Here is a 14,338-nt window from a genome sequence, read left to right as displayed (position 1 = left end):
GTCTGAAAGAGGTAATTCCCCTAGGCAGAGTTCGTGTTTCTGTCCATTATAACCAAGGTGTTAACATACCTGTAGCAGGACTCATGATACTATCTTTGGATATCACCGAGCAATAAACCCCGTCGGTCCAAAGACAATTTATCCGGGAGAGCATGACATATGGACATCAAATACAGGAGCAAGGATACTTTGAGACAGGACTCCCAGGGAACCAGCGACGATCTTACCCGGAAAGCCGATCTGTTGTGTGAACGCCTTGCCCAGCTCAATGCCAACCTTGGCAAAGTCATCTTTGGGCAGGAGGATGTTATCGAGCAGGTCCTGATAACATTGCTCGCCGGGGGGCATGCGCTGCTGGTTGGCGCTCCAGGCCTCGCCAAGACCCGCCTGGTCGAAAATCTGGGTATCGTCTTCGGCATGGACGAAAAACGTATTCAGTGTACTCCTGACCTGATGCCTTCTGACATCATCGGTGCAGAGGTTCTTGAAGAGAATGAAACAGGGCGACGCTCTTTTCGCTTTATTCCCGGCCCCGTTTTTTCTCAACTTCTGATGGCCGATGAAATCAATCGGGCCAGCCCCCGTACGCAATCTGCCCTTCTACAGGCGATGCAGGAACATACTGTAACCGTTGCTGGTATCAGCCATAAATTGCCAGCACCCTTTCATGTTCTGGCAACCCAGAACCCCCTGGAGCAGGAAGGAACCTATCCCCTGCCGGAAGCACAGCTTGACCGCTTCCTGCTCGAGATCTATGTCGGTTATCCCGACAAAGAAGCCGAACGCCAGATGCTTCTTGCCACAACAGGGACTAGTGAGCCCACCGCAGAAACCGTTCTGACAGCCAAGGAACTGCTCGAAGCCCAGAGACTAGTGAGAGAGATCCCGGTCGGTGAGGACGTTCTTGAAGGTATCCTGGCACTGGTGCGCAACGGTCGTCCGGAAGACACCAACGATGAACTGGTTCGCCAGTTTGTCGCCTGGGGACCCGGCCCCCGGGCCAGCCAGGCGCTCTTGATGGCCAGTAAGGCACGTTGTCTTCTTCAGGGACGATTAAGCCCTTCTCTGGAAGATGTCGTTGCTCTTGCCATGCCTGTTTTGCGTCACCGGATACATCTGGATTTCACGGCACGTGCCGAAGGCATCACCCTGACTGATATTATAAATCGCCTGATCACTCCTCTGACGTAGCGGATCACTGTATGAGCAAGCTGTTGACAACGCGAGAGACAGAAGCCGAGAAGCTGGCATCAACATTATCACCGCTTCAAATCGAGGCAGAGCGTGTTGCAGCCACAGTGTTTCAGGGAACGCATGGCCGACGCCATCCGGGACAGGGCGACGAGTTCTGGCAGTATCGTCGTTACAATCCCGGCGACACTCCCAGAAGTATTGATTGGCGGCGCTCTGCCAAAGCGGGCTCCACAGCTGACAACTCGGGTGTTTTTATCCGACAGAAAGAACGCGAGACAGCCCAGAGCCTTTGGCTATGGACCGCAGGTGATCCTGGTATGGACTGGATGTCTCCCTGGTCATCTTGCAGCAAGCACCACAGAGCTTCTGTCATCGCTCTCGCTCTCGCCACCCTGTTGCTCCGCGGCGGAGAAAAAATTGCTCTGGCCGGGAGCGGACGCCCCCCGTCATCGGCCAGAACCACGGTGCAGTTTCTGGCACAGCAACTGGAACAGAAAGCGGGGAATTCGGATAATCTCCCCGCCAATCTACACGTCACGCCGCATGCTGCCTTGATCTGCTTCTCTGATTTTCTGTCCCCGATCGAAGAACAAAAGGAAACATTTGATCGACTGGCTGCCCTGAAGCTGAAAGTCTGGCTGGTCCAGATTCTGGACCCGGCAGAGCTGAAATTGCCTTATAGCGGGCGTGTGAAATTCCAGCTCCCTTTTGAAGGCCTGAACAGCAAAGGCCATCACCCCGGTAATGAATGGCTGCACCCTGATGTTGATTCAATCAGGGAAAGCTACAAAGAGCGAATTGAAGAACACAACAGAGATCTTGCTCTCTTGGCAAATAAACTGGGGTGGAGACACCTGATACATGCGACAGATCAACCCGCAAGCAAGGCATTGCTGGCACTTTATAGCGACGTGTCCGAACGCCAGAGCATAAGTTCCAGAAAATATGATTCACGCAATAAAGCCGGAGGTCGCTATGCTTGACCTCGGGCTTATCGGATTTCTCAATCCCTGGCTTCTTCTTGGTTTGCTGAGTTTCCCGGCTCTATGGCTCCTGCTTCGCATCACCCCTCCCGCACCCAGAAAAGTAGTTTTCCCGCCCTTGCGTCTTTTGATGGGATTAAAGGGTACCAATGCCAAACCCCTCAAAACGGTCTGGTGGCTTATTCTTCTTCGCTCCCTGATCCTTCTGCTCATTATTCTGGCCCTGGCCGACCCCATATATGCACCGGACAAAAGGTCAACAACCAGCCAGACCACTTTGATCTTGCTTGATAATGGTTGGTCAGCTGCATCAAGCTGGCAAAATCAGATCAACCGTCTGAGACAAATCCTGGATCATACTGAGGCTACAAATACAAAGGTCGCCGTTCTTTTCACCGCAGCCGACACAGATGGCACTTTTGAATTTACTGGTTTTCAAAAGGTAGAGAACTTGTTGGCAGAGATACCACACTTTCCCTCTCCCAAAGGCTGGGAAGCCGATCAGAACAATGCCCTGCTATCAATAGAGACCGTCCTGAAAAAAGAATCTCCTCTCCAGATTTCCTGGCTGTCCTCGGGCTTGCAAGCTGCTGATCCCGACAACATCCTGCATCAGCGCCTGACCAGCCTGGGGGATGTTTCTCTCTACGCCCCTCCGTCGATCTCTCTCCCCTTGTGGATAGAAAAGATCACCTCCGAAGGATCAGGTCTTAGTATACAACTGGCTCGGCTGTCCTCTGGTCTGGATGACGAACGAACCATCACTGCCCTGTCAAAAAACAACGAGGTTCTTGCCTCCCAGAAACTTGTTCTTTCAGCTGGTATCACAGAAGCAACTGCTCTGCTTACCCTTCCGAATGAACTGCACAACCGGATACATAAGATCAGCATCTCAGGCATTGAAACGGCAGCAACACAATATCTGATGGATCGTAGCAACCGACGCTTCCCCGTAGGTCTGTTAAATAGCGGAGGGGCTGTTGACGACAGCACTCTGCTCGGAGAACACTATTATCTCAACAGAGCCCTGGGATTGTTCACGGACGTTCGTGACGGACCGATCGACCGGCTGTTTTCCCGAGAACTTTCGGCCATCGTTGTCATTGACGAAGAAGTTATTGCCCCCGCAGAAGAAGTGAAATTGCAAAACTGGGTTGAACAGGGAGGCTTGTTGCTCAGGTTTGCCGGCCCAAATCTTGCTGCACAACGAGATAGTCTCTTGCCTGTACCCCTGCGCAGTGGCTACCGCAATCTTGCCGGGAGCCTGACATGGGAACAGCCTTTGGCCATTAAGGACTTTGCTGAAAACTCTCCCTTAAAGGGACTGAAAATTCCCTCGGATGTTACTGTTTCAGGTCAGCTCCTCGCCCAACCGACCCCCGAGCTCGAGCAGCAGACCTGGGCCAGCCTTCTTGACGGCACCCCCCTGATCACCGCGCAAACCAGGGGCAAGGGACATATTATTCTGGTCCACACCACAGCCAATACCAGGTGGTCAAACCTTGTTTTGTCGGGATTGTTTGTCGAGATGCTCGAACGTATTTTGGAATACGGTCAGGGTGTTGTCAGCCCCGAAGACCGGGGGATAGATCTGCCTCTACATGATATGATGGACGCTTACGGGGTCCTCACCCCGGTACAAAACAGCAGTCTGTCTATCCCGATCTCTTCCCGGGACGTAACAGCAACCCCCGCAACACCTCCTGGATTTTACGGCAGAAACGAGCCTGAAAAAGCTGTCAATCTTGCTGGATCAATCCCCCCTCAACAGGCTGTCACTGTGCCCGGACAAGACAAGATTATCTACGGCGACCAACAGGAAAGCCCTCTGCAGATCCCACTGCTTCTCTGTGCCCTGCTGCTGTTCTTGCTCGACCAGACGCTCTCGCTCTGGCTGCGTGGCCTGATAGGATTACGAGGACTCAGCAAAAGCACCATCTCTATTGTTTCCCTGATTTTCCTGACCTTACTTGTACCTCAGCCTCTCAAAGCTCAATCAGAACCTCTTGATCCCAAAGCAATTGAAGCCACACTTGGTACCTATCTGGCTTTTGTCATTACCGGAGATCTCGAGGTGGACAGGAATAGCCAGGCAGGGCTTGAAGGCCTGTCCAGACAGCTCCATCGGCGCACAGCAGTCGAGAATGTCCAGGTCACCGGGATAGATCTGGATCTGAACCAGCTTTCCCCTTATCCCCTGCTTTACTGGCCAGTTACACCATCTCAACCCTTGCTCTCTATTGCGGCGAAACGTCGGCTTAACCTCTATATCCAGAATGGTGGCCTGATCCTGTTTGATTTGAGAGAAGCCACCGCCCTTTTAAATTCTGCCATCGGCAGTGCGGGGAATAATGGGCACCTCCTCAGGCTGACAAAAGAAATTGCCATCCCTGATCTGGAGCTTATTCCCCCTGATCACGTGCTCACCCGTTCTTTCTATCTGCTGGAAAGTTTCCCCGGACACCATAACAACAGGGATCTTTGGGCTGAAAAGACTGACCGCTACAGACATGACGGGGTTGCCAGAGTTCTCGTGGGATCAAATGAATGGGCCAAGGCCTGGGCAATGACCCCTGAAGGCTTTCCCCTCTATCCCATGATCAGGGGAGGAGAACGCCAGAGAGAGCTGGCCTATCGCTTTGGCATCAATCTTGTTATGTACGCTCTGACCGGAAATTATAAAGAGGATCAGGTTCACATCCCTCATATTCTTGAAAGATTGGGCCAATGATAACCAACTACGGAATAGAGTGGGCACCTCTGTTACCCTGGGCAGTGATTTATCTGTTTATCGGGTTGTCTCTTGTCACCCTGCTCGGCCTTTTTCTTCTCAAAAGCAAAGGCAGTTTCTTCAGAAGCATTTTCATTGCCCTGATCACTCTCTTTATTGCCAATCCGACCCTGCACGAGAAAATCAGCGAGCCTCTCCCTGAACTGATAATGGCTGTCGTCGACAACAGTCCCTCCATGACCTATGGCCAGAGGCGCAGGCAGGCATCCGATGCACTGAGTGACTTACATAACCAGGTCAACAAACGCAGCGACCTGGTTTTAAAAACAGTCAGCGTAAGCGGAACCGAAGCACAGGGTACAAACATCTTTGCCAACATCAATTTGACCCAGGAAGAAAAAAACCGTTTGTCCGGTATTGTCTTCATCTCTGATGGGCTGGTTCATGATGTCCCGGCTTCCGTCGCAGAAACAGACATTCCAGATGAGATCCCGCTTCACCTGCTTCTGGCCGGAAACCCCGAGCGTCAGGACAGGCGACTGATCATCGAGCAAGCCCCTGCTTTCAGCATTATCGGCCAAACCGCCAAACTCACCTACAGGATTATCGATGACAATGCGGAGGATCTCTCGTTACCTGCCTGGGTTACCCTGCGGCAGAACGGCGAAAAAATTTCAGAGATACAGGTTCCAGTTGGCATTCCCTTTACCCAGGAACTGTTCCTTGAAAACCGGGGACTGACCACCTTTGATCTTTCAGTAGAACCCTTGCCTAACGAAATTACCGAGATCAATAACCGGGCCATTTTCGAAACCAATGGCGTCAGAGATCGTTTGAAAGTTCTTTTGATTTCGGGAGAACCGCACCCCGGTGAACGTGCCTGGCGGAATATTCTCAAGGCGGATCCATCCGTTGATCTTATTCACTTCACTATCCTGCGTCACCCTCAGAAACAGGATGGAACCCCCATCCGGGAGCTTTCGCTCATTGCCTTCCCGATCCATGAACTGTTCGAAGTCAAACTCGCCGATTTTGACCTGATCATATTCGACCAGTATCAACGGCAAGGTTTTCTGCCCAGCCACTATCTCACCAACATTGTACGCTATGTAGAACAGGGAGGAGCCTTGCTCGAAGTCGGAGGCCCGGGTTATGCGTCCCCCGCATCCCTTTACAATACATCTCTGGGTACGATGCTGCCTGCAGAACCTCTGGGCACCATCAGCGAGACAGCTTTTCATCCACTCGTCACAGAATTGGGGCTACGGCACCCGGTGACTGCGTCCCTGCCCGATGCCAATACAGATAACATTCAGCCCCCCACCTGGGGGCGCTGGTTCCGCCAGGTAGACACAGACACCCTGAGTGGATGGACAGTTATGACAGGCGCAAAGGACCAACCCCTGCTCGTGCTTGATCACTTTGGTAAAGGAAGGGTCGCCCAAATTACCAGTGACCATATTTGGCTCTGGGGCCGAAACGTAGAAGGGGGTGGCCCTCAAACAGAGCTAATCCGCCGCTTGGTGCACTGGCTGATGAAAGAACCTGAACTCGATGAAGAACAGCTCAAAGCCAGTCTGGTTAATGACCGCCTGACAATCCACCGGCAGAGTTTGTCTGACACCCCTGTAGAGCTCACAGTCGAATCCCCTTCCGGCAAGATTCTCCCTCTTCCCCTTGAACCCGGAAACAATGGTCTCGCCATCAAGACTATTGAGGCCCCGGAACCCGGCGTTTACACAATCAATGACGGTCCGCGCTCACTTGTGGCCCAGCAACACCAAAATGGCCCAGAACATGAGAAGGTCATTACTGACCCAGCCCCTCTGACACCACTCATAGAAAGCCGGGGAGGTGGGATCATATCATTACAAAAAGCAGAGGTGCCTCAATTACGCCTCACTCCCGGCAGAACCGTCTTGCATGGAAATAACTGGCTTGGCTTCTTACCCAGAAAAGCAGAACGCGTTATTGGTGACAGCAGAGTAGATCTGCTGCCTCCCTGGTTATTCCTGAGTCTGATGTTGTTTACGGCCATTGCCGCCTGGTACCGCGAAGGGCGTTAAAGCGCCTTCCTCTTTCGGACCGGAGCTCTGTTCCAGATTTCAATCACTCCTTTGGGCAAAAGCTCAAAATCTGTGCCTTGCAGCGTCTTGACCTGGAATCTGTCAGTATCAACAGATACCGGCATATCAAAACCAAGGGCATGTGCCGGAACGAAGCCATAGGGAGCATAATACCGCTGCTCACCAACCACGAAACAGATCCTGTACCCCAGGTCTTTGGCTTTCTTCACGCCGTGGGCAACAAGCGCCTTGCCGATCCCCTTACCCTGTAGATGTGGCTGGACCGCCAGAGGTCCGAGCAGTACAGCCTCCTCTCCCCCGATCAAAACCGGCCAAAAACGCAAGGTTGCCAGAAAATCACCCTCTGGTGATTTGGCTGAAAAACANAGCTGCTCAACCGGATCGATACCATCACGGAGCCGATAGGAAGGACGGGCTTTCCGATCACTGCCAAAGGTAATATCCAGCAGAGGGTCGAGAAGAATCGCGTCTTCAAGGGCCTGGGGAAAGATTGTAAAATCACACATGGGATATCCTGCAGTTAACCCCTTAGATCGGGGTTACAAAAATAAAGAGACATAAAGCAGACTGTTGTCTCTGGTTTGTGCAGGGTCACCTGAAAATCAAGTTACTGGACAGCCCTTTTAACGACATACAAATCCACCGCCCTGCGAACTGATGTTCGAGGGCAGGTTCGTCGTCGTCGCAGCTGTTCAACTAACTTTTGCATAAAGCGATAAGGCCCTGCTCAAGGATTTCTAAGTGCTATTTCTCGATAGCATGAATTTTAAACAACTCAAAGAAAACTTTCTCTATCGTATGAATTCTTCGGATAAGCTCAATGAATCAAAATGATACGACACAATCAAAAACCTTCGTCCCACGCCGGTCGCCCAGCAAAATGTTTTGAAGTAAAATCAATAAAGGCCCGGGCCTTGGGTGGTAGGTTGCGATTTACAGGATAAACCAGATAGATCGCAATATCCGTGTCGATTTCCCATTGCGGCAGGAACTGCACCAGACGCTTCTGTTGAATAAGATCCCCGCATATAAATGTTGGCATACAGGCAATCCCCATCCCTGCCATAACAGCAGAAAGAATAAAATCCCCGTTGTTGGCCGTCATTTTTCCTTTTACCTGAACCATAACTTGCCCTTCATCACTGGAGAATTTCAATCCTGATTTCCGGGAAAGATAGCTATACTGCAGATAATTCAACCCACTCAGTTCGGTTGGAACTCTGGGTGTTTCCTCTGGAGATAACAAGCTGGGTGAAGCAACCACCGCCATACGGCAATCGGCAACCTTCTTTGCCATCAGACGGGAGTCCATCAAGCTCCCGATCCTGATCCCCACATCAAACCCTTCATCGACCAGATCCACCAGCTGATCGTTGAGAACCAGATCAATTTCTATCTCGGGATAGACCTTCTGGAACGCGGTCAAAAGCGGCCCCATCTGCTTGATGCCAAATGACATGGGCGCATTGATTTTAAGCACACCGCGCGGGGTATTACTCAGACGGGATACAGCCTGTTCGGCTCCTTGGGCCACGGACATGACCTCTTGGCATCCCTCAAAGAAAACGGCACCTGCCTCCGTTAGAGAAAGTCTCCGTGTCGTACGGTTTAGCAGACGAATTCCCAGGCGATCTTCCAGACGATTAATCTGCTTTGACACTGCAGACTTGCTCACTCCCAGTGCCTTGGCTGAGGCCGTAAAGCTCTCATGTTCAACCACGGCAGCGAAAACCGCCATTTCATTTAAATTCAAAGTTTTGCATCCTGACTGTTTCCAAATAGAAACAATCTTGTTCCATTTTCACATATTACACTCTGATATCAACATAACTATTTTAAAGAGAACAGCAAAAAATGCGTTATCCAAGCAACGCGTTATCAAGGAATAAAACGATGATTGATATCCGCCCTTTTGGTTCACTCGGCCGCTTTTCGAATGACTGGCTCAATGCCCGATATCATTTTAGTTTTGCAGGATATAACAATCCATCCCGCAGAGGCATTGGACCTCTCCTGGTCTGGAACGATGATGAAATTCAACCAGGAAGCGGTTTTCCGATGCATGGCCATCAGGACATGGAGATCATTACCTATGTCAGAAAGGGGACAATTTCCCATGAAGACCACCTCTCCAACAAGGGGCTGACACCCGCGGGCAATATCCAGGTTATGAGCGCTGGAAGCGGCATTCTTCACAGTGAATACAATCATGGCCCAGAAGCGACGACCCTCTTTCAGATCTGGATCCAGCCTTCTGTAAAAAATCTTCCCCCCCGGTGGGAACAAAAGGTTTTTGCTGCTGAAGATTATCAGGGTCGCTTTCACGCCCTGGCTTCTGGTCAGCAACACTACCCTGAAGCCTTGCATATTCATCAGGATGCGACTCTGTTTGGCAGTCACCTGGCAAAGGGCGAAAGCCTTAAACAAGAGATCCTTCATGGTCGCCAGGGATATCTGGTTGTTGCCGCAGGACAGATTGACCTGAACGGCTCAACTCTTGGCGAACGGGATGCAGCCTTGATTCAGGAGGAGGAATTTCTGGAACTGAAGGCAGAAGAAAATGCTGAAATCCTCTTTCTCGACTTACCGGCAGCCTGATCAGGATCAGCCATAAATTATCACATTCATCTAAGACAAAAGAATAACAGGAGAATAGTATGGGCAAGCTCGTAGAAGGAAAATGGCATGATGTATGGTACGAAACCAAAGCCAGCAATGGCCGGTTCCAGCGCAAGGATTCCCAGTTCCGGAACTGGGTCACCCCTGACGGGTCATCAGGTCCCAATGGTGAAAAAGGATATCCGGCAGAGAGTGGGCGCTATCACCTCTATGTCAATCTGGCCTGCCCCTGGGCGCATCGCACCCTGATTTTCAGAAAGCTCAAAGGACTTGAGAAAGCCATCTCTGTTTCCGTTGTCCATTGGCGCATGAAAGAAAATGGCTGGGAGTTTCAGCCCGGCGATCTGGGGGCGACCGAAGATCATCTCTATAGCAAAGACTATCTGCATCAGATCTATACCAGGGCAGATCCACTCTATACCGGACGGGTCACGGTACCAGTGTTCTGGGACAAGAAGGACCAGACTATCGTCAGCAATGAATCTGCAGAAATCATCCGCATGCTGAATTCTTCCTTTGATGCCTTTGCCGAAAAGGAGGCCCCGGACTTTTATCCAACAGCCTTGCAGCAGGAAATCAATCAGGTAAACGAACTGGTCTATAATGCCGTGAACAACGGGGTATACAAATGTGGTTTCGCTACGAGCCAGGAGGCTTATGAAGAAGCCTATTCAGCCCTTTTCTCCACGCTGAATGAGCTCGAGGCCCGTCTGGATCACCAGAAATACCTGACAGGAAATCATCTGACCGAAGCTGACTGGCGGCTCTTCACCACCCTGATCCGTTTTGATCCGGTCTATTTCGGGCACTTCAAATGCAACAAGAAGCGGCTGGTGGACTATCCAAACCTCTGGGCTTTAACCCGGGAGCTTTACCAATATCCGGGTGTTGCCGAAACGGTGAACATTCCTCATATCAAGGCGCATTATTATGGCAGCCACGCGACAATCAACCCCACAGGTATCATCCCGACAGGCCCCGAGATCGACTACAGCCAGCCACATGGTCGCTGATCGACCCTGCCTTTTTTAAAAGGATGACCCTGGCTCAAGCAGGAAAGCGGCTTCCTCGGGTGTTGTTTCTCGCCCGAGGACTGCATTGCGATGCGGAAAGCGCCCGAAACGACGGATGATTTCCTCATGCCTCACAGCATAACTGTACCAACCGGAAGCGCGCCCGATCCCGGCAAAGAGCTCCAGAGACGTCCTTTGATCCTCAAGCTCTTCGCTATGTTCAAAAGGCAAATAAAGGAAAACCTTTTCTTCCTCTTGCAAGGACTCATCCCATCCCCTGGAAACGGCATCCCTGGCAACCTGCAGTGCATAACCATCTGTAGCGAAAGAACGGGGATCATTCCGAAAGAGATTCCTTGGAGCCTGATCAAGAAGGATGCACAAGGCCAGACAGCCTCTGCCATCCCGACGCCAGCTTTCCAGCTCCCCGGCGGCGGCCTGTTCATAAAGAGGTAACAGTTTATCACGGATCAGTGCATCAAATTCAGGGTCCTTAACAAACCATCTTTGATCCATTCCCTCAGCAAACCAGAACTCCAACACCTCTTCAATCACAGCATCCTCCATTAAGTCATCAAGCCCTGAAGCCGTGCATTGTTTCGCTTTTTACCCGGCCAAGTCAAACCCGTGACCAAAACCATATCCCAAACAAATCAGGGAGCTGACAGCTCCCTGATGTTCCAGCATTGCTGATTAACGGAGATCAGCCATGGGCACCGATACTGTTTGAAACCGCCACGGAAATCCGGCGACAAAGATCATAGAGTTCCTCTATAGGACCAAAGATGCTTCTGTGTTCTTTTGAGTAATCCCGGTTTTCATTATCGCGATATTCGCTTGGTTCGCCGTAGTCCCCTTCATCAAAATGTGTCTGGGTCTGATACACTGGAAAAGTAGCTTTCAATTCCGCGATAGCCGCAGGAATTTCCATCGCCAGTATATCCTGAATCAGATCATCAAGTGTCAGGTCATTCCGCGTGGCAAAAGGGGGAATACGCATGGCCAGAAGGAAAATTTCCTGTATCAGACACAACCGCACAACATGCAGGATAATCAGATTGATCCGGCGACGGGTATCGAACGGGAAGACCTTTTCCTGACCATCTGCACTGAGGGCATCAAGCCCGCGATGCAGGCTGATGGCATCCCGGCGGAAGGATTGGAGCATTCGGCTCATACCGTCATAACGTCCCGTATCAGCCACAAGCTCAGAGAGACGGAGCTGGTCTTCCGATCTTAAGGTATGTTTGACAGCGTAAGCTTTTGCCAGCCAGTAACGTGGATTAAACAAAGCCGCATAGGCTTCCGGCGTATTGAGACTGCTCAAGCCTTTGGCGTAGGAGACCATATCCATGAAGCGCCGTACGCGATCTGATTCACCGTGCAATTTGACGAAAGCATCAAGATCCCGCGAAATTGCCGTCCCGAACCCGCCAGCTGTATTGGCCAGATACCCCAGCTGTTGCAGGATGGCATTGTGCGGGATCGCCCGTATCTGCGAAGGGTGCCCACGATCAATGCCATGATGCTTTTCGTGTTGCCGTTTACTTTTACGGGATCCTGTCTGATAGAGCAGGTTGGTACTGAAAGAACCCAGCAAGGCTGCATAATCGCGGTTTTCCAGTGTTGTCTCATGAAACGACTTGAGACTCAGGAAAAAATCGAGGGAATAGTCTGTGTTGGTATAGAACGCATCGTCGTCGTCTGCCTCGGGTTTGCCCAGGGCATGTTCCAGCAAACGGGTCAAAGTCGTCATCGCCAGTTTGGGTGTACCAAAATACAGATACCCATCCCCCCCCTGGAAGCTGACCTCATGCTTCAGCGGAATTTGGTTTTTGGCAAAGAGCGAACGGGTCATCGGCGAAGACACATACTTCAGTCGATCTGCGAAACTGACCGGATGGGCCCCTCGTCCGATGGACTCCCCGTGGGTATCAAAGATCACCACCTCGACACCAGACAGCTTCTGGTCAGCCATCAGTCGCGCCAGCTTCATGTGAAGCCGTTCTATCGCCAGAGACGCTGAAACCTGCCCCAGATAACGTCCTGCATCAGAGAACCCAGTTTGTATACAGAGGCGACCGCGTTTTTGTACATAAGCCCGATAGTGTTCGTTCTCCAGCAGCTCCGCGATAACTTCACTGCCGCGCTCAAGTGCTGTGCCGGTTTCAAACAGCGGCGAAATATCAAGAACATCGTCAACACCAAACAGGCGCGCGTAATAAAGCGCGGTAAGAATGGTAAAGGGCGTGTCGCATTCAGCAATCAGGAAGCGTATCGGGGCAGAAGCATCTACATATTTGATGATCTGGGCGATCAGCATGAACATACGTTTAGCGGTGGTATTCTCTGCTGCCAGCGATCCAAAGTTTATCTTCAGCGGCTTCACATCATCCAGCAAACCGGATAGTGCCCGGAAATTTCCGCGCCGACGTCCCGGGTCGTCAGGCTCCCCTTCCATCGCGATACTTTTACGCACCGCATTATGCAGCTGGGCCGCATTCAGACGGACATGCATATGCGACGTTGCCAGACCATAGTTCGCCACTTCTGATCTGAGAATAATCAGAGCACGCTTGACCGCCAGATCATTGGTCAACGCAACCGAGCGGTTTAAGGCTTCGATCAGTTCTACTGTGTGAACCAGTCGTGAACCGTCATCTTCGACAATCCGGCGGGATACCTCACTTAATTCATCTCCGGTCGCATATTCACTGCTGAAAAAATCAGTTTCCTTTTCCGCCACATGCAAGGCAAGCGTAACCCGGCTTTTGACCAGAGCCAGTGTTGTTGCCAGCTCATCATGGTCATTGTCCAGAGCGCCGGAGATAGTGTTCAGAGCAGCAACATAATATTTCAGCTGGGCGACCTGGACCTTCATCCTGGTGTGCAGCGTATCGGCCCAGGTAATATCTGTCCGGCCATCCAGATCATATCCGACCCAGCTGGCGATTGTCAGAACCCTTGGCGTCAGTTCTGTCCAATTCTCGGGATATAGCTCGGCAGCAACGCTGAGGACGACATCATAGACCTCCCTCATCGCTTGCTGGATTGATTCAATCGCCTTCTGTGCCTGCCCGTGCTCGGCAAGCAAGTTAATTTGCTGATCCGGTTCATGGCTCTGCTCGATAACAAGTTTGCTCAGGCGCTCCAGATCAGAGGCTTCGAGTGCCTGTCCGCCCAGAGTCTCATCAGCTGCAAACTGTGCCAAGGCCTGATAATGTTCCTGAGAAAGACCGAAAGTCGGATGTGCCGTAATAACAATACCAAAGGCTTCGCGTTCAACACGACGGCTGAACTCTCCAAAGGAGACCAGGTTATCTTCGTCCTGGCAGGCAAGCGATTTGAAAAGAGACGCCAGACGTGTCCGGTTTTCATCCTGGTCAGCAAGATTGATATACTGCCCCACCCGTTCGGCCCGATCAGCAAAAGCCTCGGCAGAGAGAAGCTGGATCAGCTCCTGCAGGTTTGCTATCGAGATCTGCCCCGCAGAAAGCTTCTCCGACAGGTCATGCGCCAGCTCCAGCACCGGATTATCAAGGGGATGCTTCACAGTATCCTGCCGCATGGCAACAAGGCGGGTTTCCAGATCATCTCTCAGGGCTCTAGCCGGGGAGAATCTGTCTTCACCTTTTAGTCGGTTCCGCAGCTCATCAAGAGCGCGACCATCCAGAACATCTAATTTCGCCATTGGCTTTTAGCCTCCCACCA

General features: G+C 51.5%; 10 protein-coding genes. 6 read left to right on the top strand and 4 right to left on the bottom strand.

What is annotated here, in order from left to right; all coding sequences use genetic code 11:
- The first annotated feature begins 159 nt into the window (after positions 1–159).
- From B152_RS0103935 to B152_RS0103920, 4 genes are read left to right on the top strand one after another with little or no spacing between them, the layout of a single operon-like run.
- A complete protein-coding gene (locus B152_RS0103935) occupies positions 160–1,191 on the top strand; it encodes an AAA family ATPase (RefSeq protein WP_020591084.1) in 1,032 nt (343 codons plus the stop codon).
- Between the two features lie 11 nt (positions 1,192–1,202).
- On the top strand, positions 1,203–2,177 hold the full coding sequence (locus tag B152_RS22395; protein ID WP_020591083.1) for a DUF58 domain-containing protein: 975 nt from the start codon (positions 1,203–1,205) through the stop codon (positions 2,175–2,177).
- The gene (locus tag B152_RS0103925) at positions 2,170–4,908 is read left to right on the top strand and encodes a DUF4159 domain-containing protein (protein WP_020591082.1); all 2,739 of its coding nucleotides are present in this window, start codon (positions 2,170–2,172) and stop codon (positions 4,906–4,908) included. Before B152_RS22395 ends, B152_RS0103925 begins: the two co-directional genes overlap by 8 nt.
- Entirely contained in the window at positions 4,905–6,974 is a 2,070-nt protein-coding gene (locus B152_RS0103920; RefSeq protein WP_020591081.1) for a hypothetical protein, read from the top strand. Before B152_RS0103925 ends, B152_RS0103920 begins: the two co-directional genes overlap by 4 nt.
- Here the strand turns inward: B152_RS0103920 and B152_RS22390 are convergent.
- Together B152_RS22390 and B152_RS0103910 are read right to left on the bottom strand one after the other, a co-directional pair.
- Positions 6,971–7,501, bottom strand: coding sequence for a GNAT family N-acetyltransferase (locus B152_RS22390; RefSeq protein WP_020591080.1), 531 nt, complete (start codon positions 7,499–7,501; stop codon positions 6,971–6,973). The genes B152_RS0103920 and B152_RS22390 overlap by 4 nt on opposite strands.
- 338 nt (positions 7,502–7,839) lie before the next feature.
- Complete coding sequence (locus B152_RS0103910) at positions 7,840–8,748, bottom strand: LysR family transcriptional regulator (RefSeq protein ID WP_026261263.1); 909 nt, start codon at positions 8,746–8,748, stop codon at positions 7,840–7,842.
- A 140-nt stretch (positions 8,749–8,888) separates the two neighbouring features.
- Here B152_RS0103910 and B152_RS0103905 point away from each other — a divergent pair, with 140 nt between their 5' ends.
- Both B152_RS0103905 and B152_RS0103900 read left to right on the top strand, forming a co-directional pair.
- Positions 8,889–9,593: a pirin family protein gene (locus B152_RS0103905; RefSeq protein WP_020591078.1), complete on the top strand. Its 705-nt coding sequence runs from the start codon at positions 8,889–8,891 to the stop codon at positions 9,591–9,593.
- Between the two features lie 59 nt (positions 9,594–9,652).
- Positions 9,653–10,627: a glutathione S-transferase family protein gene (locus B152_RS0103900; RefSeq protein ID WP_020591077.1), complete on the top strand. Its 975-nt coding sequence runs from the start codon at positions 9,653–9,655 to the stop codon at positions 10,625–10,627.
- A 15-nt stretch (positions 10,628–10,642) separates the two neighbouring features.
- Here the strand turns inward: B152_RS0103900 and B152_RS0103895 are convergent, their stop codons facing one another.
- Both B152_RS0103895 and B152_RS0103890 read right to left on the bottom strand, forming a co-directional pair.
- On the bottom strand, positions 10,643–11,182 hold the full coding sequence (locus tag B152_RS0103895; protein ID WP_211212110.1) for a DUF924 family protein: 540 nt from the start codon (positions 11,180–11,182) through the stop codon (positions 10,643–10,645).
- A gap of 148 nt (positions 11,183–11,330) precedes the next feature.
- Positions 11,331–14,318, bottom strand: a complete 2,988-nt coding sequence (locus tag B152_RS0103890) for a phosphoenolpyruvate carboxylase (protein WP_020591075.1) — start codon at positions 14,316–14,318, stop codon at positions 11,331–11,333.
- Positions 14,319–14,338 lie beyond the last annotated feature (20 nt).

Origin of the sequence: Kiloniella laminariae DSM 19542 (assembly GCF_000374005.1) — a bacterium.
Lineage (GTDB): Bacteria > Pseudomonadota > Alphaproteobacteria > Kiloniellales > Kiloniellaceae > Kiloniella > Kiloniella laminariae.
This window is presented reverse-complemented; position numbering and strand designations above follow the sequence as displayed.

What these genes read in the sequence shown, in the direction of transcription:
- B152_RS0103935 (WP_020591084.1), top strand. Translation starts at nt 160, where the DNA reads ATGGACATCAAATACAGGAGCAAGGATACTTTGAGACAGGACTCCCAG.
- B152_RS22395 (WP_020591083.1), top strand. Translation starts at nt 1,203, where the DNA reads ATGAGCAAGCTGTTGACAACGCGAGAGACAGAAGCCGAGAAGCTGGCA.
- B152_RS0103925 (WP_020591082.1), top strand. Translation starts at nt 2,170, where the DNA reads ATGCTTGACCTCGGGCTTATCGGATTTCTCAATCCCTGGCTTCTTCTT.
- B152_RS0103920 (WP_020591081.1), top strand. Translation starts at nt 4,905, where the DNA reads ATGATAACCAACTACGGAATAGAGTGGGCACCTCTGTTACCCTGGGCA.
- B152_RS0103905 (WP_020591078.1), top strand. Translation starts at nt 8,889, where the DNA reads ATGATTGATATCCGCCCTTTTGGTTCACTCGGCCGCTTTTCGAATGAC.
- B152_RS0103900 (WP_020591077.1), top strand. Translation starts at nt 9,653, where the DNA reads ATGGGCAAGCTCGTAGAAGGAAAATGGCATGATGTATGGTACGAAACC.
- B152_RS0103890 (WP_020591075.1), bottom strand. Translation starts at nt 14,318, where the DNA reads ATGGCGAAATTAGATGTTCTGGATGGTCGCGCTCTTGATGAGCTGCGG.